Source organism: Anabaena sp. CCY 0017 (assembly GCF_963920885.1).
Classification (GTDB): Bacteria; Cyanobacteriota; Cyanobacteriia; order Cyanobacteriales; family Nostocaceae; genus Nodularia.
The window spans coordinates 49987-70152 of record NZ_CAWUDG010000004.1; the positions used below are offsets into that span (position 1 = coordinate 49987).

General features: G+C 41.8%; 20 protein-coding genes. 11 read left to right on the forward strand and 9 right to left on the reverse strand.

Features of this window, described 5'->3' with window-relative positions; translation table 11 throughout:
* Window positions 1–92: 92 nt before the first annotated feature.
* Complete coding sequence (larC, locus tag ACM0OW_RS06560; protein WP_414549229.1) at window positions 93–1346, forward strand: nickel pincer cofactor biosynthesis protein LarC; 1254 nt, start codon at window positions 93–95, stop codon at window positions 1344–1346.
* Between the two features lie 225 nt (window positions 1347–1571).
* On the opposite strand, the gene ACM0OW_RS06565 is transcribed toward larC, so the two are convergent.
* Together ACM0OW_RS06565 and ACM0OW_RS06570 are read right to left on the reverse strand one after the other, a co-directional pair.
* Window positions 1572–2180: a hypothetical protein gene (locus ACM0OW_RS06565; RefSeq protein ID WP_414549230.1), complete on the reverse strand. Its 609-nt coding sequence runs from the start codon at window positions 2178–2180 to the stop codon at window positions 1572–1574.
* 140 nt (window positions 2181–2320) lie between these two features.
* On the reverse strand, window positions 2321–2887 hold the full coding sequence (locus tag ACM0OW_RS06570) for a DUF6658 family protein (RefSeq protein WP_414549231.1): 567 nt from the start codon (window positions 2885–2887) through the stop codon (window positions 2321–2323).
* A gap of 260 nt (window positions 2888–3147) precedes the next feature.
* Between ACM0OW_RS06570 and ACM0OW_RS06575 the strand changes: the two genes are divergently transcribed.
* Window positions 3148–4071, forward strand: coding sequence for a lysylphosphatidylglycerol synthase domain-containing protein (locus ACM0OW_RS06575; protein WP_414549232.1), 924 nt, complete (start codon window positions 3148–3150; stop codon window positions 4069–4071).
* A 97-nt stretch (window positions 4072–4168) separates the two neighbouring features.
* Here ACM0OW_RS06575 and ACM0OW_RS06580 read toward each other — a convergent pair whose 3' ends face one another.
* Window positions 4169–4471, reverse strand: a complete 303-nt coding sequence (locus ACM0OW_RS06580) for a ribbon-helix-helix protein, CopG family (RefSeq protein WP_414549233.1) — start codon at window positions 4469–4471, stop codon at window positions 4169–4171.
* A gap of 99 nt (window positions 4472–4570) precedes the next feature.
* Here ACM0OW_RS06580 and ACM0OW_RS06585 point away from each other — a divergent pair, with 99 nt between their 5' ends.
* From ACM0OW_RS06585 to ACM0OW_RS06610, 6 genes are all read left to right on the forward strand, one after another.
* Complete coding sequence (locus tag ACM0OW_RS06585) at window positions 4571–6493, forward strand: DEAD/DEAH box helicase (protein WP_414549234.1); 1923 nt, start codon at window positions 4571–4573, stop codon at window positions 6491–6493.
* Window positions 6490–7980 carry a hypothetical protein gene (locus tag ACM0OW_RS06590; RefSeq protein ID WP_414549235.1) on the forward strand — a complete coding sequence of 497 codons (1491 nt, stop codon included), beginning with the start codon at window positions 6490–6492 and terminating at the stop codon, window positions 7978–7980. The genes ACM0OW_RS06585 and ACM0OW_RS06590 overlap by 4 nt, the downstream gene beginning before the upstream one ends.
* A gap of 855 nt (window positions 7981–8835) precedes the next feature.
* A complete protein-coding gene (gene ndhL, locus ACM0OW_RS06595; protein WP_414549236.1) occupies window positions 8836–9048 on the forward strand; it encodes an NAD(P)H-quinone oxidoreductase subunit L in 213 nt (70 codons plus the stop codon).
* Between the two features lie 24 nt (window positions 9049–9072).
* On the forward strand, window positions 9073–9384 hold the full coding sequence (locus ACM0OW_RS06600) for a DUF3007 family protein (protein ID WP_414549237.1): 312 nt from the start codon (window positions 9073–9075) through the stop codon (window positions 9382–9384).
* Window positions 9385–9453: 69 nt separating this feature from the next.
* Window positions 9454–10299, forward strand: a complete 846-nt coding sequence (gene trpA / locus ACM0OW_RS06605; RefSeq protein WP_414549238.1) for a tryptophan synthase subunit alpha — start codon at window positions 9454–9456, stop codon at window positions 10297–10299.
* A 289-nt stretch (window positions 10300–10588) separates the two neighbouring features.
* Window positions 10589–11257, forward strand: coding sequence for a heterocyst differentiation related protein (locus tag ACM0OW_RS06610; protein ID WP_414549239.1), 669 nt, complete (start codon window positions 10589–10591; stop codon window positions 11255–11257).
* 117 nt (window positions 11258–11374) lie between these two features.
* Here the strand turns inward: ACM0OW_RS06610 and ACM0OW_RS06615 are convergent, their stop codons facing one another.
* The 3 genes from ACM0OW_RS06615 to ACM0OW_RS06625 form a co-directional block, all read right to left on the reverse strand.
* Window positions 11375–11974 (reverse strand): biopolymer transporter ExbD, encoded by a 600-nt coding sequence (locus ACM0OW_RS06615; RefSeq protein WP_414549240.1) that lies wholly within the window; start codon window positions 11972–11974, stop codon window positions 11375–11377.
* A gap of 39 nt (window positions 11975–12013) precedes the next feature.
* Window positions 12014–12781, reverse strand: coding sequence for a MotA/TolQ/ExbB proton channel family protein (locus ACM0OW_RS06620; protein WP_414549241.1), 768 nt, complete (start codon window positions 12779–12781; stop codon window positions 12014–12016).
* A 278-nt stretch (window positions 12782–13059) separates the two neighbouring features.
* Window positions 13060–13212, reverse strand: a complete 153-nt coding sequence (locus ACM0OW_RS06625) for a hypothetical protein (protein WP_414549242.1) — start codon at window positions 13210–13212, stop codon at window positions 13060–13062.
* A gap of 190 nt (window positions 13213–13402) precedes the next feature.
* Here ACM0OW_RS06625 and ACM0OW_RS06630 point away from each other — a divergent pair, with 190 nt between their 5' ends.
* Together ACM0OW_RS06630 and ACM0OW_RS06635 are read left to right on the forward strand one after the other, a co-directional pair.
* Window positions 13403–14440, forward strand: a complete 1038-nt coding sequence (locus tag ACM0OW_RS06630; protein ID WP_414549243.1) for a PIN domain-containing protein — start codon at window positions 13403–13405, stop codon at window positions 14438–14440.
* 120 nt (window positions 14441–14560) lie between these two features.
* Window positions 14561–14842: a YkvA family protein gene (locus ACM0OW_RS06635; protein WP_414549244.1), complete on the forward strand. Its 282-nt coding sequence runs from the start codon at window positions 14561–14563 to the stop codon at window positions 14840–14842.
* A 76-nt stretch (window positions 14843–14918) separates the two neighbouring features.
* Here the strand turns inward: ACM0OW_RS06635 and ACM0OW_RS06640 are convergent, their stop codons facing one another.
* On the reverse strand, window positions 14919–18128 hold the full coding sequence (locus tag ACM0OW_RS06640) for a glycoside hydrolase family 15 protein (RefSeq protein ID WP_414549245.1): 3210 nt from the start codon (window positions 18126–18128) through the stop codon (window positions 14919–14921).
* A 72-nt stretch (window positions 18129–18200) separates the two neighbouring features.
* Between ACM0OW_RS06640 and ACM0OW_RS06645 the strand changes: the two genes are divergently transcribed.
* Window positions 18201–18368 (forward strand): hypothetical protein, encoded by a 168-nt coding sequence (locus tag ACM0OW_RS06645; RefSeq protein WP_414549246.1) that lies wholly within the window; start codon window positions 18201–18203, stop codon window positions 18366–18368.
* An 81-nt stretch (window positions 18369–18449) separates the two neighbouring features.
* On the opposite strand, the gene ACM0OW_RS06650 is transcribed toward ACM0OW_RS06645, so the two are convergent.
* A complete protein-coding gene (locus ACM0OW_RS06650) occupies window positions 18450–19433 on the reverse strand; it encodes a YgfZ/GcvT domain-containing protein (RefSeq protein WP_414549247.1) in 984 nt (327 codons plus the stop codon).
* Between the two features lie 76 nt (window positions 19434–19509).
* Window positions 19510–20157, reverse strand: coding sequence for a tRNA (guanosine(46)-N7)-methyltransferase TrmB (gene trmB / locus ACM0OW_RS06655; protein ID WP_414549480.1), 648 nt, complete (start codon window positions 20155–20157; stop codon window positions 19510–19512).
* Window positions 20158–20166 lie beyond the last annotated feature (9 nt).

The window sequence follows — 20166 nt, forward strand, 5'->3', positions numbered from 1 at the left end:
CACCGATGGATGAGCTGCTTTCGGAAATAGGCGATAACTTACATTGAAATAATCGTGCAAAGTCTAAAAATAAAGTTGATTTAGTTATCTATATGATTAAAGTTGCTTATCTTCAATGTCCGACGGGAATTTCTGGTGATATGTGTCTGGGGGCTTTAGTGAGTCTGGGTGTTCCTGTGGAATATTTAAGTGAAAAACTCAATAAATTGGGAATTTCCCAGGAGTATCAGCTCCGAGTCGAACTTGTGCAACGTCATGGTCAGCAGGCTACGAAAGTCCATGTAGATTTAGTTCACCACCATCACCACCACCACGAACATAGTCACCATCACGGCCGCCATCTGCCAGAAATTGAAAAAATGATCCTCAAAGCCGAATTGCCATCACGGGTAGAAGCTTGGAGTTTGGCAGTATTTCGACAGCTAGCCGTAGCAGAAGGGGCAGTACACGGCATTGAGCCAGAAAAGGTTCATTTTCATGAAGTGGGCGCTGTCGATGCCATTGTGGATATTGTGGGTACTTGCTTGGGGTTGGATTGGTTAGGGATTGATAGCAATCATCAGGGATTACCTTTACTATACTGTTCAGCGTTGCCGACAGGTGGGGGAACAGTCAGAGCCGCCCACGGTGAGATGGCTGTACCAGTACCAGCAGTATTGAAGTTGTGGGAAATGCGGGGTTGTCCGGTTTTTAGTAATGGTATTGATCGGGAACTGGTGACACCAACAGGGGCGGCGATCGCTACTACCCTAACTACAGAATTTTGTTCACCACCACCAATGATTATCAAACAGATAGGACTGGGAGCTGGAACTATTAATTTACCTATCCCTAATATATTACGTCTTTGGCTGGGCGATCGCGTTAATAATTCTGAAGATACCAGTCCAAATTTAGAAACCATCACCGTACTTGAAACCCAAATTGATGATTTAAATCCCCAAGCCATTGGCTATGTCTTTGAAGCCTTATTTGCCGTTGGTGCATTGGATGTCTTCACCCAACCCATAGGAATGAAAAAGTCCCGTCTAGGAATTTTATTAACTGTAATCTGTCATCCTGAAAATTTACTAGCTTGTGAAGCGGTTTTATTTCGCGAAACCACAACTTTAGGAATTCGGCGGAGTACCCAACAACGCGCCATCTTACAACGGGAAATTCAAACAGTAGAAATTGAATATGGCCAAGTCCGAGTTAAAGTAGCATGGAACGGACAAGAAAAAGATAAATCTATTGCTAACATCCAGCCAGAATATGAAGATTGTGCAGAGTTAGCTCGCAACCACAATATTCCCTGGCGTGAAGTTCAACGATTAGCATTACAAACTTGGTATCGACAAAATTAATCCGCGATGGGGATTCATTAACGCTCTTATATGACTCTGAAAACATAAAATATTTGTAGGTTGGGTTGAATGCAATGAAACCCAACAAAAGCGAGGTTTTTTGGCGTTGGGTTTTGCAAAGCCTCAACCCAACCTACTTACTACAAAATTAATCCGCTACACGGAGTCGTTAGTCGAAAGAACCCCGATTTATTGAATAAACCAGGGTTCTTTTACTCAAACTAATTAATCTAAATCAATTTCTCTCATTGTCCTTTTCACTGCGTCAGCTGTATCCTCAGCTTGGCGTTGAAGTTGATTTGTGGTGTCCTGAGTGCCGCGTTTGACATTTTTACTCAAGTCTTCAGCAGCGCGTCCGGTATTTTTCTGAAGATTTTCCACTCCGCGCTGAGTTCCCTTAGTCACACCTTTACCTAATTCTTCCGCAGAGCTACCAATATCCTCTCCCAGGCGCTGGACTCGTTCATCCAAGGGTGTACCTTCCCGATAATTACGGACATATTGCTCTGAACTATCAATACCCTTCTGTTCCACGTTTCTCCGCGCATTTCTCGCCAGTTCTGCGGCTCTCGTATTCGCTGCTCTTTCAGCTGCTTTAGCTCTGGGATCTACATCACTAAAGTTATTCATTCCACCCTCTGGGGCATTCAGCTCATAACTTTTTGTGGGATTGTATTGTTGAGCATTAGGTGGTTGAGCATTTGGTTGGGGTGGCTGTTGCGCTATTCCCGGACGATTACACGCCTGTGCCATCAATAGGAATGTGGCTGCCAAAAAGACTGTTAAAATTTTAACAGGACGGATATTTTTTAGCCAAGTAATGACTTTTTTCATAGTGTTACTCCTTGAATGCTTGTGATTAAGTTAAACTTGTGCTGCACTCAGACGTGATTAATTGCATCTGATGTTTAGCACTTGTTTGGTAGGATTTGGGATTGACGTAAAATCTCAAATCTGTGTATACAACAAAAGTTCTATTTACCGACGGCTGGATTTTTTTGCAACTCAGGTCGAGAACTGGCTTCTTCTGCTTTGTTTTGCAAAAATTTAGAAGCTTCTTTGACTGAATCCTGCACTGTTTCAACACGTTCTTGAATGCGAGTTCCTACATCCGGTTCGCGTTGAATCAAACCACCAGGTGCAGGCCTTTGAAAGTTTTTGTCAGTGATGATTGGCAATTCTCTTTCTTTTTCAACTCTACCTACAGGTGTTTCAGCACCGGGATAAAGTATTTCCGAGTCTCTATTTATGGCAATCAAAACTTGTAAATCTGACTGTAGACTAGCTCGATTACTTTCTTTTTTCTCTTCCCTTTCAATCGCTTTGGGATCGGTGGTCATTCTATATTTGGTATATTTGTCTCCACCACCCTTATAAGGATTGTTAGCGCCACCAGCTTGAACGGCAGGATTTTGAGGATTTGCGCCTTGAGGATTTGCTCCACTACAAGCAGTGGTAACTATCAATAATAGACCAGCTACAAAGATAGTTAAAATCTGACGTAGTTTTAAGTTATTCCAGAAAGCTATTACAGTGTTCATTTAGCCCTCCTCTTACAGCAAAATAGGTCATTAATTTGCTTAGTTTAGTAGTTTGGATATTCAGCAAATTTTCCCTTGGTTTTAGACTTAGCAAATATTTTGTAACCCTCACTAATCTTACGAATAAAAAAACAAGCTCGCCTCTAGCGTAGGTAACAATATCGTTGCTACTAAAATCGGACTTTTATCTAACTCTAGAGAGATTTATGGCATTAATGAACGAAATTCTGGTGATTTAAAATATTTTTATTTTTCAAAAAATGAAGCAATTTTTACGCTGGCTAATTTTAGGGGGATCGCTATTTTTTTTAGGGAAAGCCCTGAAGGATAACTGGTCTGAAGTGATCGCAATCCAAATTGATGCGGTCGGATGGGCAATTATGTCCATAGCTACAGGTGTCACTTTACTGGCACATATTTGGGGTGGTTGGATATGGACATGGATTCTCAATGAATTAAATCAACCTGTGCCATCTGCGGAATTTATTCAAGTTTACTTAAAAACAAATATTGCTAAATATTTACCTGGTAATATCTGGCATCATTATGGGCGAATTGTGGCAGCTAAAAATGCTAATATCCCGGCTGGGGCTGCTACTTTAAGCGTGTTGCTAGAACCGCTATTGATGGCGGCGGCGGCTTTAATGATTATTGTGATTTTCGGCAGCCAATTTGCAGATACTCATACTACTGTGTCTGTACAAATATTACAATTTTTGAGTTTGGCTGTGGTGCTTTGTGCCATTCATCCCCGGTTTTTGAATCCAGCGATTCGCTTTGTTTATAAATTAAAGGTGAAAAGGTCTGCTGTTACTACTCAGCCTAGTATTCCCTTCAAGGTTAAACGTTATCCCCTGCGACCTTTGTTAGGAGAATTAGGTTTTTTAGGATTGCGTGGTACTGGGTTTATTTTAACTGTGTTCGCCCTGACTCCATTGCATCTGAGTCAAATACCTCTATTGCTGGGGGCTTTTAGTTTTGCTTGGTTGTTAGGTTTTGTGGTTCCGGGCGCGCCTGGTGGTTTGGGTGTATTTGAAGTGACAGCGATCGCTCTTTTGCAGCACCGCTTTCCATCTGCGGTTATACTGGGTGCGATCGCTTCCTATCGTCTCATTAGTATTATCGCTGAAACTGCTGGTGCAGCCCTAGCTTCCCTAGACGAACGCCTGAGTAAAGTCATTTAAACAATTAAACCTGCCTATGTTCATCTAGGCAGTGTGACTTTACCCATAACTTTGCCTTAGCTAGAATCATAAGCTTGCCACGAGTAATTATAAAATTTTATTTCTTTTGCCGTCCTGTAAACACATCTACTAAGCGATTCAACTCGCTCAACTGCATTTCTAGCAAATCAGTTCTTTCGTCTGTAAGTTGAACTTGTTCGCGTAGCTTCTCTATATCTTGCTCCAATGAGTTCACTCTGCTTTCAACCAAATCTTGTGGTAACTCCAAATACAGAGCAATTGCCTCCCTAATGACTTGAGTCCTGTCTTTATCATCAAGGATGGCGCGAGCATCCAGGGCTTCCAGCATAGTTTGAGACAATCTGATTGATATAGCTTTATCTTTACTAATTTTGGACATATTACTTTTGAGATACAATTGTGATATTGTTGAGATACAAAATTTTTATCACGTCAACAATTGTATAAAAGTACGCCCAATACAGAAGTGAGTAAGACTATGCCTGAAGCATTTGCGCCAAGAGATTGGCAAGAACGATTTGTAAGAGCGTATCAAACAAATCTCAAAAAGAATTTTTTGCTTGAAGCCTGCACGTCAGCCGGGAAAACTGCTGGAGCATTGCACGCTTTTGATTATCTCAAAAATGTTCTCGACTGGCGCTTCTTAGTTGTTGTTGTTCCAGCCGAACACTTAATGCGGCAATACGCTCAGGATGCTTTCAACCTTTTCGGTCTTAATCTTTTTTACTCAGGTACTGTTAAAAGTTTAGGTAGATTACCCACACCAGAAGAGTTGTTAAAACAATCCTATCACGGTTTAGTGGTCAGTTATCAATGGCTCAGTTCTTCCAACAACTCTAGCTTGCTTCAGAATGATTTGTCCCAAACTGTATCTGGCAAAGTATTTCTGATTCTTGACGAAGTTCACCATGCTAGTTGTGGATTAGCTTTTGGTCAAGCTTGCGAAAGGGCATTCCCAGATACGATTATATCTCACCGATTGATGACTTCTGGCACACCATTCCGTTCTGATAACAAAAAGATTTTGGGTAACTGGTTGACTTATACACCAGTAGAAGAAAACGCTTATGAGTGCATTCCTGACTTTCAATATAGATTAGCCGATGCCCTCAGTGACGAAATAATTCCTCCTTTTTCATTTGTAACTATGAAAGGAGAATTTTCTTACCGTCGAGGTTGTGCTGTTTACAACGGTAGGACTTTTACTAATGCAACTAACGAGCAAGATTTAGCTGATGCTTTAAATACAGCCATTGATGTTCAAGGTGATTGGGCTAAAGAAGCAATTTTGTGGGCGCATGGACGGATGAAACTAGACCGAGCTAAGGGACTTCCTGAATGTGCGACTTATGTAAGAGTTCCAACGATTGCTGCGGCACGGCAGATGAAAGAACGTATTCGCAATCTTACTGGTGAAGATGCCCTAGTAGTTGTATCTCAAGATGATGATCCCAATTCAGTTTCTAACTCTAGGTTAGGGCAAGACTCAAGTGAACAGATTGAACGGTTCGCCGCAGAAACTGGACACAGTGCGCGGTCTTGGATTATTGGAGTGGGAATGTTAGGTGAAGGCGTTTCCATCAAACGGCTGAAATATCGCATTCATGCCACCAATATTCGTGCCATGCTGACATTTATGCAAGATTTAGGGCGTTTGTTACGTTGCTTTCCTGAAGACGCTCCTGAGCCAGTAGAAACACTAATTCCGGCTCATCCACAGTTGGTAAATTTAGCTGTAAGAGCCTTAAATGAAATTGCTCACGTTGTCAGAAAAAAAGAAGAACAAGAAGGCAGTGAGAATAGAGGGGGAACAGAGGGAGAAGGAGATTCCCAGGGTAATCAGCAACTGAATTCTAATTTTATGCCCATTGCTTCTACAGGCGAAATTGGAACACACATTGTAGATGGTGAGGAAATTGAATCTGAATATGCCAATCTTGCTGAATGGGTTATGGCAAATACACCTCTTGGAAGAAATTGGAGTAAAACTCCTGCCCATTTAGCCCAACTGCTAGTTGAGGAAAAGGATTTATTTGACCTTTACCGCAAGAAATATGAAAAGGTAGTAGATCAAACACCAACTAATCAAAATTCTTCCTCTACAGTTATTCCTGATGGATTTCCCTCAGAATATGTGGACTATTTACCTACTAAAAAAGATATTTTTTCCAGAAAGCAAGTTCATAAAAAAGTTAATCGTTTAGCTTACCTCTTATACGGTAATGCTACTGACGAGGAAAGAGAAGAAAAAATTGCACACATTTTCTCTATAGCCAAATGGAAAAATGGATTTGACAACAATACTTACATAGGACATGAAGGTTCGGAAAGGATTTATCAGTGGCTATTAGACCGAATCGCTGAAGTACCAACACGAATAAAAGGGATTGAGGATTTATGAATCTCAACAATTTTCATACTATCGATCCAAGCCAATCTCATTTACCAGATAGTGCTGTTGTTCAAAAAGTTTTGTCTGATAATGACAGACTACCAACCGAACAGCATGATCAAGCAGTCAGAGCTTTCTTTGTTTCCGATGGTATAGCTTCTGGGATTGGTAAAGATTTGGCTTTTGTGGATCAAATTCCTAACTTTATCAGAGAAATTATTGATAACAAGTTGTGGGAATGTTTGTATGTTGCAAAAGGTGTTGTCACGCCCTACTACTGTTGCTATACAAAAGGCGCAGATGCTGAAAATTTTAGGGCGTTTATCACTGCCAAGCGTCCTAATGGGCTAGAAACGAGTGTAGAGACGATAGATAGAGTCCTACAAGCAGACCCTGAAGTACAAAGGAAGTTTCGGGCAGTTATCTATGAGTCTCGGCAAGGACAAAGAACCGATCTGTCTGATGAAACTTCGGATAGTGACTATCCGAAGTTAGATGAAAGTCTACAATCAGCCCAGCAAAAACGCATTCGAGCCGCAAACCGCGCAGCAGAAGCAATTCCAGAAGTTGCCGACTTGTTAGACCGTGGATTAATAGCAATAGATGTTGCAGCACAACTAGGACGCGACATAAAAGACCCCGAAAATCTTACAGCAGAAGAACGAGAATATGTAGATAAGCGAGATTTGATTGTTATTAGACTCAGACAGTACATACATACTAACCCAATTCCTGAAGATGAGGATAGAGAACCAGCTTACAGGCGCGAACTTAATAGCTACGTCAAAGACGTGCTAGGAATTAAAGACCGTTCCAAGCAGATCCGAATGGACAATCCAAAGAAAGCTGCTGAGAAATTGGTTCAATTTTATCAAGGGGATAAACTTCAAGAGTTGATAACCCATTTACGGCAGGGTTTAAATACAAATGCTGATAGCCAAGATCCAGCTAGGGAGTATTCTACGCACCAAAATAGCCAAAATTTTTCAGAACCATTCCCCTCTCAAGCTTCTGCTATTTCTACAGAAGTTGAAAATACCAATGGGACACAAGCGCACAAAAATAAACCAATCTCTGATGAGGCACAATTAACAAGTCAACAAGCTGAATTGGATGTATCGGTTCAGACAGGACAAATTCCTGCCTCGCCCTCACAATCGCTGTTAGGTTTCGATTCTGACAATAAAACAAACATACCTCTCTTAGAAGCAGCACCTATTAACAATTGCACATCAGAGTTGGCAGATACTTATAAAGTTCAGGAGCGCGAAACAACGGAACTGCAAAGCCCATCTCAAAATATGGAACTGACCTCAGATGAACTAGCAGAACGATTGCAGGTTAAGCCGAGTACGCTTCGATCCATCTTTAACAGAAACAAAGAAAAATTTCCTAGATGGGCAAAAAAACATGACCCAGATAGCATTGCTTGGCAGCGTACTGACGTGAAAAAAGGGCGTTGTTGCTTGTTTGTTCCTGTGAATGAAGCCACCTAGTCATCATCAATCACGAAGAGGTATCCATGTTGTCATAAGGAGAATTTGATGCTTGGTGTTATAGCCTTCATCTTATTTAAACAATTAAACCTGCCTATGTTCATCTAGGCAGGTTAGCTTGTATGTTAACTTTTCAGTGGGGGTGGAGGGACTTGAACCCACACGACCTATTATGGTCAACGGATTTTCATTCTCCCGCAGCTTTCACTGCTGCCAGGTTTTCACAACCTCTGGCTTTGAGAATTGGACTCTCTCTTTACCCTCGCCTTCACGTTAGGGTAGCTCCCGTCGAGTCTCTGCACCTTCCGATGAGTTATGAGTTTTCACACTCAGCACTTGTTTCGGCTTGGCTCAGGATTGCCATATCTGTAAACAGATTTAGGTTTCCCTGAATTTGAGAGCTTACACTTGAAAGATTTCTCGATCAAGGCCCAGTTTTCTAAGTCCGTAGCGTCTACCATTCCGCCACACCCCCATATTGATCGGGATCGGCTTTTGCTTAACCAGCAAATAACACTTGACCAATCTAGCATCAATTGCGTCTTTTGTACAACTAAATTGAAAAATTTTTCCAGATTCGGAAGTTTCTGCTGTTTCTTCTGATTTTATCTGGGTTGAGGATCTTCAATCTTGTTTGATTTCAGCAATTCTTTGTTACTGCCTTTGCAATTGTAGCATAGATATCAGAAATAGCAAAAAAATTATCTACATCTAGTAAAAATCAAATAATAGAACAAGTTTTTTAACTGTTGAATTTTGACTTTTGACTTTTGACTTCTGCCTTGCAGAGTGGTTCAGCCTATGATGGAAGATAGATGCACATCAATGCTCTTGTCCACTTAAGAGAGAAAATCTATGATTGTAGCCCTGCTGTATCTGGCTCTGGCTGGAGCTTACCTGTTAGCAATCCCTGCTGTTGTTATGCTGTACCTGAAACAGCGTTGGTATGTCGCTAGCTCCATTGAGCGGACGGTGATGTATTTTATGGTGTTTTTCTTTTTGCCAGGGATGTTAGTTTTATCACCTTTTGTGAATCTTCGACCCCGGCCGCGACAAATTGAAGTGTAAATAGATTGGTAGGTCATAACTCTCATGCGACGCATTGACGCTATTGGAATTGGCTTGGGTGTTTTTATTGCTGGTGGTTTGGGATATGTAGGTTTACAGCTAGTTGGTTTAGATGGTCAACAAGCTGGAATCTGGAGCCAAGTCCTGCTGGTGAGTGCTTTGCTTGGCTGGTTGGCTTCTTACATATTCCGCGCGGTGGGAAATAAAATGACCTACCATGAACAACGTGAACAGTATGAAAAAGCCTTTCTTCAAAAACGGCTGGATGAACTGACTCCCGAAGAACTAGCAAAAATTCAAGCCCAAATCGCACAAGAAGAACAAAGTCAAGTGTAAAGTTATCATTGGTCAGTTATTGATTGTTTGTTAACTGACCACTCACCACTAATACATAATTCTTGACTAATGACCGCGATTTCTGATTGCTTTAAAACCTTGGGACGAAATCGAGAGTGCGCTCTGATTCCGTTTATTACTGCTGGAGATCCAGATTTAAGCACCACAGCAGCAGCTTTGAAAGTTCTGGATACTCATGGAGCCGATATTATTGAACTCGGTGTGCCTTATTCTGACCCTCTCGCCGATGGTCCGGTGATTCAAGCGGCTGCTACCCGTGCTTTGCAACGAGGGACAAAATTGGAACAGGTGTTGGAAATGTTGCAAGCTACTACACCGAGTTTACGATCGCCGATTATCCTGTTTACTTATTACAATCCGATTCTGTACCGTGGGGTTGACAAGTTTCTCGAACAAATTGCTGCGGCTGGGGTATCAGGCTTAGTTGTCCCGGATTTGCCCTTAGAAGAAGCCGCAGGCTTGCTCAAACCAGCCGGTGAGATGGGGATAGATTTAACTTTGTTAGTGGCTCCTACCAGCTCTGCTGACCGGATAGAAGCGATCGCTCGTTCTTCCCAAGGATTTATTTATTTGGTGAGTGTTACTGGTGTCACCGGGATGCGAACTCAAATGGAGTCACGAGTTTCAGATTTACTGCAAGAAATTCGTAGTTTTACTGATAAACCCATCGGAGTCGGCTTTGGCATCTCCGAAGCTGCACAAGCTCGTCAAGTCAAAGAATGGGGAGCAGATGCGGCAATTGTGGGTAGTGCCTTTGTCAAGCGTCTAGCAGAGGGGACACCGGAACAGGGACTAAAGGCGATCGCTGAATTCTGCCAAAGTCTCAAAGATGCTATAAAGACAAATGACAACAGTACAAATACTCAAGTTGACCAAAAAGATAAAGTCTCTTAAAAAAGAGATCCCGGTTTTCATCAGAGTGAGAACAGTGTTGATAGCTTAAAGCCTGAAAACAACTGGCTTTATACTGAAAACTCAGCACTTTGCTATAACAGGGTTGTTTTTTTACCATGATTTGGTGGACAATTTAGCAAATATAGTTTTGAATATTAACAGCACATAGTAGGCTGTAAAAAAACTAGCTAGTCCGGTCGCTTATAGTTGAGTTTTATGTGACGTTGAGTAGGCGAATTATGATAAGTGTGAGAGTGAGTCAATCACAAGTGACAGAGGAGCAAAGGCGATGAGTGAAAGTATGGCATTTATCGGCGGAGTCGCCGTAGCTGGGCTGGCTGCGCTTGTATTGCTCAGGGGCGCAGATAGTCCCATGCAAAGTAATTTCGCTGTTTCTTCGCCGCAGATGCCGGCTAATATAGCGCCACCGATGATGCAGCCACCCCCAATGTATCCGCCTTACGGGGTGAATCCATATTTTCCTAACCCCAGTCAACCACCTGCCCAGGTTAATCCAGAGCAGCGTGTGGAAATGGAACGGCTGAATATGCAGTTGGAACGCTTAAAAAGCGATAACGAGCAACTAAGAGCGCAAAACCAACAACTCCAATTCCAATACCAAAATTGGAATAACCAGCAGATGCAATTAGCTCAACAAAATAGCCAAAAACTTGCATCAGCAGAAGTATTCAAGCCTGAAACTCAAGATTCTTGGTGGTCTTCGCCCATGCTTTGGGCCGTAGGAGGGGCAACTCTCACTATTGGTGGTGGTGTTGTAGTCGCTGGTGTACTGGCTTTATTTTCGCCACGGCAGCGTCCTACCCGTACAGTGCAAGTAATGCATCCTTACCACGGCCCTACGCCGCCCTTAGCTCCTGTACGTCGCGCTGAATTTTTGCCTTCTTCTCGGATGGAAGCAAGACGAGTTGAAGCCCCAGAATATGACGAGATGCATTAACCGTAAACGACATCTTGGTTCAGATTACCAAAGAGGCAGGGAAGAAGAAAGGGGGCAAGGGAGAAGGAGAAATGCAAAGTAATTTCCAACTTCCCCCTGCTCCATAGCCTCAAACTTTTAAGGGGCGGGAGTTGTCTCAGGTGCGATTGGCACTTGGGGCGATAGTCCGTTGGGTAAAACCGGAGACATCAGATCAGGGTTAAAATTCTCTTGTGGATTCATCCCTGGAAGTGGTGCAGGTGCTTCTCCTGGACTCATGGGAAAATTAGGTGGATTAAATGAGTCGTTGGGTAGTTGAGATGGGCCTGGTATAATTCCCAAGGATACGCGATCGCCACCTACTTGCCGCATCAAGTCTAATATTTCAATCACATCATTATAGGTTGCAGTTCGTGATGCATTTAGCACCAGAGTTCCACCAGGATTAGCTTGAAGATATTGGCTTAAGCTTTGTGCTAACTGCTCTCGTTGTACAGGCTGTTTTTCTATGTAAAGATTACCCACGGCATCAATAGTCACAATTTGAGTGGCACTCTGTGAAGTGACACCAGGAACTGTACTTGTACTAGCCTTGGGCAAATCAATATTAATTGCCTGTTGTCGAGTAAATTGCAAAGCTGCTAACAAAAAAAACGTCAGGATACAAAAAACGACATCAATTAAGGGGAGTATTTGAATTTGTGCTTCTTCAACTGGAGTTTGCAGATTAACTTTCATCGTTTCACATTACGCCTGCTTCAATTGTGGAATTATTAACTATTTCTCAGGATCTACAGGATCTAAGGAATCAGTTGTATTCAAGGGTTCAGGAGGTTTAGGAAACGGTTTTTTATCTCGCTTGCGGGGAAAATCAGTATTTTCTCGTGAAGGTTCCCCAACGACGATTGAGGAAATTTTGTCATAGTCAGGCGGAGACTGACGATATAACAATTCCATTTCATTTCCCGCCTTGCGAAAAATCTTCACTTGGTCAACTACAAAGCTTTGAAATAAGCGATAAAATACCAAGCTGATAATTGCCACGATTAAGCCAGTCGCGGTACTGATTAACGATTCACCAATACCAGTCGTCACACCAGCAGTAGACTCAGTTCCCAAATCGCCAATGCGAATTGAGCGCAAAGACTGAATCAAACCCAAAACCGTACCCAGCAATCCCAACAAAGGTGAGAGGGCGATGACGGCTTCTAAAAGTTTTTCACCCCGGCGCATTCCCGCTAATTCATCTTCGGCGGTTGACTCTAGTGCTAGTCGAAAGGTTTCAGGATCACGTTTTGGGTAGCTTAAGGGGGCATATAGAAAGCGTCCGACAGGCTGATGGCTGGCATTTTTGGCAATATCAGCCGCTACTTCCCAACTATCATGGGCAGCTTTGAGGACACGATCCACTATTTCCTTTTCTTGAGTCATGATTCGCAACCAGAACCACAGACGCTCGAAAATTACACTGATAGACAGAACAGACAAGACAAGCAGAGGCCACATGGCTGGCCCGCCCTTTTCAAACAAATCTAAAATATCCACTGGTTAGGTTTCCTCCCTCCATTTCTACAGCAACAATCCCAAAGCATTTTAATTCTAAAGATTAATGCATAATTACCATATTCTTAAATAAAATCGTTGGACAGATATTTAACGACAGATAAACACTAGCGTCTTCGATTGTCTGTAGTGATACATAGCAAAGGCTTCAAAGTCAACGCTGGAGTTATCGGCTAACCGTACATAGACAGAACTATCTTGTTCTTTGCTAGAGTAACATTTGCCACCTCGCTGAGAAGAAGGTTTAAAATCATCTCCTTCTAGAGGAATAGCGATCGCGCAAAGCTACAAATTCTCCATCTAGGCCGCGAAATATGCGCTAACCATTCTCCTAAAAATTTTCTGGGTAATACCTTGTTAGGTTTTAACTGTTCGCTGAGTGCTAGAATGTACCAGACATCTCCAAGTTGCATGGTCGGTAGTAGGGAGTTTTGCCTTGAAAATATCGCAATATCTTAATTAGAATTACATCAGAAGTGTTGTTTTAAATAAACTTAGGGCTAGTCTTGCAACTTCATTTAATTACCTTACGTGAATCTTCGGTTGTTAATACTTGAGTGTTAGAGTTTAACTTTTACTAAATATTAATATAATTTTCTGTAAATGAGAAACTTATTTTCGTGGAAACTTACCCCATCTGAGGCTGATTTGGCACAACTGTGGGAAACTGCCACTTTTGTTTTTGATACAAATTTTCTCCTAGATTTATATCGGGTATCGCGTCCTACTCTAGAGGATTTTTTTAAAATATTGGAACATCTTAAAGACAGGATTTGGTTGCCTTATCAAGTAGCTGATGAGTTTTTGAGCCGTCGAGAAGAAGTCGTTGACTCGGAAGTAGCATCTTTTGCAAAAGCTCTAACATTACTTGATAAATGGAAATCTGACCAACAGAATTTTAACAGTCTCAGAGGTAGTCTGATGGAAGTAGGAAAGATTGTAGCTGCTGAAGTGGAGGATTTGTTTGATGAGCAGAAAAACTATATTGATGCAGTGGGTGAGGTAGAAAAAACTTTTCGAGAAAAAATAAATGAGCTTGCCAATGCTCATTCTTCATTTGATGCAGACAATGATAGTATTTTGGAAAATATTCTCTCAATATTTGATTCAAAAGTAGGAGAACCCTACGATGAGGCAACTTTGCAGAGCCTGTATCAAGAAGCTGAAGATAGGTACGAAAAATTACAACCTCCTGGCTTTAGGGATGTTCAAAACAATGGAGATGAACAGAAGTATGGAGACTTTATTCTTTGGAAACAAATATTAACTTTTGCAGAAAGAAAGTCTATACCAATTATTTTTGTCACAGGAGAGAAAAAACCAGACTGGTGGATCAAGAAAAATGGCAGAATAGTCGCTCCCCACATAGAACTAAGACGCGAATTTCAAAATTATGTCAAACAACCGTTTTGGATGTATCAAAAACAACATTTTTTAGAAATAACTAGGAAGCAATTGATGGTTGAGATTGCGCCAAGATCAATTAAAGAAACAAATGCAATTGCTGATGTTGAATCAGTCGATGAAGACGATGAGGCTATTAAGCAAGCAATTGAACAAATGCGGAAAACTGATTATTCTGCCTTGCAAAAAGCAATGGAACAAATGCGAAGAACGCAAATGCCTGATTCGTACATTTAACCGAATTGATCATTGCATTCTCTGAATCGTCAAATATGACTCTGCTAACTAGGGCGGTTATTCCTACCGGAAATTTCTAAAATAGTTTGTCAAAATTAATAATAACTGGAGGATCAACACATGAAATTTTCAATTCCATTACTGTACGATTGGTATCGCAATTTGCTTCGTAATCCCATGTATCGTTGGTGGGTAGTTTTAGCAACACTGCTTTATATTCTCAGCCCTATAGATATTGCTCCTGATTTTATACCTATTCTTGGTCAAATTGATGACGTTTTACTGTTGTCTGTCCTATTTTCTGAGTTGTCTGGGTTAGCCCTCGCTGCTTGGAAGGCTGGACAGGGTTCTGACCAACCTAGTGCTGAAACTGTTGATGTGGATGCGGTGTCTGTTGAGTAAGAGTGTTAACGCAAAGGTACGCGGAGGTTAGCGCAGAGGTACGCAAAGAAGAATCCTGCTCTGCGCTGCTTTGCGTTTAAATATCTTTGACAAATTCTGTTAGGAATCTAAAGGCTTTCAATATATAACTCACACAATCTTGGGGTGAGGTGTTATAAAAAGAGTTCCAGGCTGAGGCTTTATCTTCATCATAGCGATCGCCTCGTTCGGGATGTTGTTCTAACCATGCTAATCTGACTGCATGGCCAATTAATACGTCTAGTACTATATATTCTTCAATTTGCAAGCTGGGATTATTGGCGACAATTGTGGCTAATTCCATTAAGGCCTCAATGTTGACTTTGCGGTATTCGGGAGCTTCAATTTTATTCAGTAAATGTTCGATTCTCAGGGCAAAGTTCTTTTCGCCTGGGGTCATTTCAGATAAAATCAATTCACTATCTAAACGATTGCGGCGCTCTAGTTTATCGCCAATTACAATCCCCTTACAATGTTTCATTAATAGCCAAACCTGCTGGAAGAAGTCTTTGGGGACGCGGTTTAAGGCTCCTTCGGCTTGGCGAAACTTCCGCCAACCACCTAGAGGAACTGTGTTTTCTTCTTTTTCGTTTGTTGGTAGCACTACCCAAGCAATATCAGTTTCTTTTTGCTTAACGTGGAGTGATTCCTGTTGGCGTAATAATTTACTGATACCTGTGTAACCTGTTAATACTTGATGTAAGCGCATTTTCACTTCAAAGGGTGAAAGTTCCATCAAGCGTTCATAGGCTTCATCTTGAGTCACACCCAACTCTTGCGCTAATTCACTGGTAATTAATAAGATCAGATAACCAACTCTCAGAGTTAGCAACCCCTGAAATAGTTCAGGTTCTGATCTAATTAAGACCCCAAGATATATGATAATCTCTTGTGTGAGGACGCGATCGCGGATATCTTCACGACAAAAATTATTAATTTTCTCAGTAATTTCCCGGTGGGGCATAGGTACAGAAATCAGTGAGGATTGACTGTAAGCTCTACCTACAGCAATTTGTTTACCCCGTACCAAAATACTCGTGACTGTATCTGACAAGCTGATATCAACCATTTGTCTTAATCCAGCCGCCCGACGTACCACCGCCCAAATGCCTAAATCCCCGGCTTTGGTGTAGACTTCATCCAATAAATCGGCTGCTGTGACGGGACGCTGTGGACCACCAAAACCTGTATCAAACGTTAGCCCCTGCAAACGAATTAAAGTTTGTAATAACTCAATTTGTTCATAGATATTTTCTGATGAGCGCAAAGAAGAAAGCAACAATCCCAAGTTAGTTTCGCATTCCATCTGGAATTCTTGGGTATGTCCTAAACGCCAGTTTTCCCCAGGATGATAAGCCAGGTAATAGCAACGAAGTCCGGCGTTTTGCATCGGTGATTGGGAGAAGTCCGCATCTGGGAGAAAATCAATCCTTTGCATCCTAGCTGTCAGCATCAGTTGATTCAGTCGTCCCAATTTTACCTTGACACCGTTACACACACCATCTTTAAGTTCTTGCATCAGTTCTAATAATGCCTCAGAACCGATTTCTAACATGGTATGGGTCAACATTAAAGTTAGAGTAGGACGACCCAAATCAAGCCAATAATCTTGAATATAAGCTAGTTCACTTCTGATTTGATCGAGCAGAAAGTGGTAATCAAGGGTTAAATAAAACTGTTGCGAATCCAAAAACGAAGGTAAAAAGACAATTGTTTCATTGTGAATCCGAAAAAATCTAGATGTAGTCAAACTCCGCAACCGCCGCACTGGACGACCAGTTAAACCCAATTTATTGTTACGTCCAATTTGAGTATAAATAGCGGAAAGTTCACCAGCTTCTCTAACTTGAATCGGTTCTACTTGCTTGGGTGTTTGAGTTTCAATTCCATAAACTTCTAATTTTTTTTGTAACTCTTCATCCTCAGCTATCAAAGCAATTTGTACTAAAGCCTCGCGTTTTCTCCCACCGGACAAATGTCTTCCTAAAGGGTCAATATCCCCAACAGCTAGCAATCCTTCATTTAATAGCTGACCGAGAAAATATAAACTTTGCGCCCAGACTAAAGGAACATTTTCATTAGGTACGCGAGTTTGAGTTTGTGGTTGTAACCTTTCAGCTTCTACGTTTTCGGCTGGGACATAATAAAGTTCTGGTAATAACCCGACTCCATCACGTTCAATTAATAATGACTGCAAAAGTTCTTGGTAATCTTGAACTTGCTGGCTGTCACTACGAAATAGCCCATCTAAAAATAAATAAGTGAAAAATAAAGGCCATTCACATTCAATATGCTCAAATTGCTTCAGTTCCCCAGGTTCATAATGTAAGCGTTTTCCATCTTCTAAAACCGTTTGGTGTCCATCACGTAAGAAGCGTTTACAGCCGTATTTTCCTTGGAGTTTAGTAACAATATCATTAAAGGTGCGATCGCGCAGTGTCACATCTTCAATTGCAAAAGCTGGATAACTAATAATACTTAACAATGCAGCATCAATTTCTTTAGAAGCTGATTCTCTCGGTAACAGAGATTCTAAAGTAATGCGGGCGCGGGCGATTTCATCTGGTAGAACATGAATTACTGAGGCTTGACTACCACGCACACCAAACAAATCGAGTCCATTGATAGCTTCTAAGGCGGCTTTAGCCATACCGACTGAACTAGCATTTAACTCCGCACTACCATGATTAATCTTATTACCTCGTTCCCAAATGCCGTAATCTGGTGTGCGGTAAGCCCGGCCAATATAGTAAACCAAGTTCTGCACAAAATTTACTTCATCAATTGTATAAATAATTTGCAATCCCGAAGCGGTCATTTGTGCCAGCATCAGTAAAAATATAGATGTAGCATCAAGTTGTAAATGTCCCCATTCATCATCACCCACCACAATATCGGCGGTAGCGGTGTTGTATTTGGCGTGTAAGCCATCCAAAGGCGACTGAGTATGTTTAAATTGCTCCACTTTATGGGATTGACGCAACATTGCAAATAGTAGCCCCCGCATCAGCTTGGTGACACTATGCTCTAGTTCATAGGTGCGTCCCTTATCTTCGTCAATCTTACGATACGCCAGCGCTAAACCCCAAACTCCCAAAATGCTGTAAACGTTATCTCGTACCCAAGCATCTGTATAATCACCGTGGGCGGTTATTGCGGTACTCGCAGGAAGCAAACCAGTAATGGGATTCTGACGCGCTAGAATAATTGTCTTGATTTGCTGGTAGTAATGTTCCAATCGAGCTTGCAATTCGGTGACTGTTTTCATAATTTTATTTTGGGAAAGCTGGCGAAAATAGAATGGGTAAGAGAAGATTTATTTAACCGCAGATGAACACAGATGGACACAGATGAATACGTAATTAAGATAGGACTTAAGCAAGAACTCTCTGAAACCCTCTTAACTTTGTGTCCTTTGTGTCCTTATCCCAAGGGGAGACGCTACGCGGTAAGCGTTCGCGTTAGCGTGCCGGAGGCTCTAGCTATGCCGAAGGCTTTATGTGGTTAGTTTTTTTATAATTTTCCGTAAGTCCTGTTAACAAAGGAGGAAATTGTATATTCCCCTTTTGAATTTTGAATTTTGAATTGTTTATTGTGGGTATTCATGAGAAACAAACGGTATTTCTACAACTTCACCTTCAGTTTCTCCTATTTGGACTTTTAAACCAACACCACCAGCTTTGCTGCGAATGTAACCGAGTCCAAAATGACCGTTAGCTGTTTCAGTATAACTGGTAAGTTTACCAACTTTTTCATCGCCAACAGCGATCGCACTGCCAACTTCCACCGGTGCATTCAGGCGGATACCCCAGAGGTACTGTTTGACACCTTTATATGTATTTAATCGGGCGATGGTTTCTTGACCGATATAGCAACCTTTGTTAAAAGAAATCGTTTGCCATAAACCCACTTCTAAGGGATTATAATCATCTGTAAGTTCCGCATCTGGGGCTGGTCTTCCTTGTAAAATACGTAACATATCCCAGGCGCGATCGCTCAATTCTACTGCCCCTAATTCTAAAATTTGCTGCCATAGTTGCGCTTTTTCGGAAGTTGGCAAAATCAGCGTATATCCAGGTTCAGCCAAGCCGCTACCCACCGCCACTATTACCTCGTCAATTTGGAGATGATTACCATAGGGTTGACCGATGATTGCGCCAGCACCCAGCTTTTCTACAATGGCATCACTTTTTGCACCAATGAGGCTAAAGGTTGATGTTTCATCTGTGACATCTTTAAGTTGCACTTTATCAGCATAAAAGATGTAGCGATCTAGCCATTGGAAGAGAGATTGACGACGGCTAGGTGAAGTCAGCAACAGCACTGCATCTTCTAGAATATAAGCACTGACTAGATCAATGGTGCGGGCGGTGGATGACACCATCACAGTATCACAGCCCTGTCCTGGCTGGAGACTTTGGAAATCGTTAGTGCTTTGATTGTGTAAAAATCTCAGTCGGTCGTCCTCAGAAACACGTATGCGTCCCCAATGCGAGCGATCGCATACAGCAACGCCTGCTGTTGCGGCTTCGATAGCTGCTACGTCTTTAGCGTCAATTGCAGATGTTGGCATAGTGATGAAGAGTTGCCCTGTTTTAAAATTATCGCCTAGGAAATTTTAGCAAATAAAGGTTTATGACTTCAATAAATTAGGCTGCTGTAGGTTTTTTGACAAACATAGCCCGATATACTGGTTCACCTTTGTTTTGAGTCCCTATTTCCCGTTCTGTCGCTACTGGTAAAGGGTTTTGGGTTAACCACTCTTCTGTACCAAGTCGCTCAAAAGCAGGATTTTCGGCAAAGCGATCGCGCATTTCCACGGCGACAAACTCAATATCTGATTGCAGAAACACAACGCCCCCAACCGCCAGATAATGAGCTAATTCTGCCACCAATTCCGGTTGTACTACCCGGCGTTTAGCATGGCGGTTTTTAAACCAAGGATCGGGAAATTGAATGCTGACACGCTGTAAAGTGCCTGTAGGTAAAGAAGATAACAGCGACTTCAACGAGTTATTCACATTGCAAAACAAATAATGCAGATTGGTTAAACCCAACTCACAGCGTAACTGATTCGCCTCCACTACCAACGGTTCCCGAATTTCCAAACCCAGAAAATTCCAGTCTGTTTCTATCTGCGCCATTTGCAATAAAAACCTGCCTTTAGCACAGCCAATATCTAGATGTAGTGGTTGGTTTGGCTGTGAATAAACTTTTTCCCATTCTAGGGCGTTTGCTGGCGTTTGATACTTTTTAGCCAGTGGGTTTACGTGTTGGCGGACTCGGACTACTGCCAAAATTGATAC

Excerpts from the sequence above, each read along its gene's own strand:
- trpA (WP_414549238.1), top strand. The coding sequence starts at position 9,454 with ATGACCGCGATTTCTGATTGCTTTAAAACCTTGGGACGAAATCGAGAG.
- ACM0OW_RS06600 (WP_414549237.1), top strand. The coding sequence starts at position 9,073 with ATGCGACGCATTGACGCTATTGGAATTGGCTTGGGTGTTTTTATTGCT.
- ACM0OW_RS06585 (WP_414549234.1), top strand. The coding sequence starts at position 4,571 with ATGCCTGAAGCATTTGCGCCAAGAGATTGGCAAGAACGATTTGTAAGA.
- ACM0OW_RS06580 (WP_414549233.1), bottom strand. The coding sequence starts at position 4,471 with ATGTCCAAAATTAGTAAAGATAAAGCTATATCAATCAGATTGTCTCAA.
- ACM0OW_RS06575 (WP_414549232.1), top strand. The coding sequence starts at position 3,148 with ATGAAGCAATTTTTACGCTGGCTAATTTTAGGGGGATCGCTATTTTTT.
- ACM0OW_RS06615 (WP_414549240.1), bottom strand. The coding sequence starts at position 11,974 with ATGAAAGTTAATCTGCAAACTCCAGTTGAAGAAGCACAAATTCAAATA.
- larC (WP_414549229.1), top strand. The coding sequence starts at position 93 with ATGATTAAAGTTGCTTATCTTCAATGTCCGACGGGAATTTCTGGTGAT.
- ACM0OW_RS06635 (WP_414549244.1), top strand. The coding sequence starts at position 14,561 with ATGAAATTTTCAATTCCATTACTGTACGATTGGTATCGCAATTTGCTT.
- ndhL (WP_414549236.1), top strand. The coding sequence starts at position 8,836 with ATGATTGTAGCCCTGCTGTATCTGGCTCTGGCTGGAGCTTACCTGTTA.
- ACM0OW_RS06565 (WP_414549230.1), bottom strand. The coding sequence starts at position 2,180 with ATGAAAAAAGTCATTACTTGGCTAAAAAATATCCGTCCTGTTAAAATT.
- ACM0OW_RS06625 (WP_414549242.1), bottom strand. The coding sequence starts at position 13,212 with ATGCAACTTGGAGATGTCTGGTACATTCTAGCACTCAGCGAACAGTTA.
- ACM0OW_RS06630 (WP_414549243.1), top strand. The coding sequence starts at position 13,403 with ATGAGAAACTTATTTTCGTGGAAACTTACCCCATCTGAGGCTGATTTG.
- ACM0OW_RS06610 (WP_414549239.1), top strand. The coding sequence starts at position 10,589 with ATGAGTGAAAGTATGGCATTTATCGGCGGAGTCGCCGTAGCTGGGCTG.
- ACM0OW_RS06570 (WP_414549231.1), bottom strand. The coding sequence starts at position 2,887 with ATGAACACTGTAATAGCTTTCTGGAATAACTTAAAACTACGTCAGATT.
- ACM0OW_RS06590 (WP_414549235.1), top strand. The coding sequence starts at position 6,490 with ATGAATCTCAACAATTTTCATACTATCGATCCAAGCCAATCTCATTTA.
- ACM0OW_RS06645 (WP_414549246.1), top strand. The coding sequence starts at position 18,201 with ATGGACACAGATGAATACGTAATTAAGATAGGACTTAAGCAAGAACTC.
- ACM0OW_RS06640 (WP_414549245.1), bottom strand. The coding sequence starts at position 18,128 with ATGAAAACAGTCACCGAATTGCAAGCTCGATTGGAACATTACTACCAG.
- ACM0OW_RS06650 (WP_414549247.1), bottom strand. The coding sequence starts at position 19,433 with ATGCCAACATCTGCAATTGACGCTAAAGACGTAGCAGCTATCGAAGCC.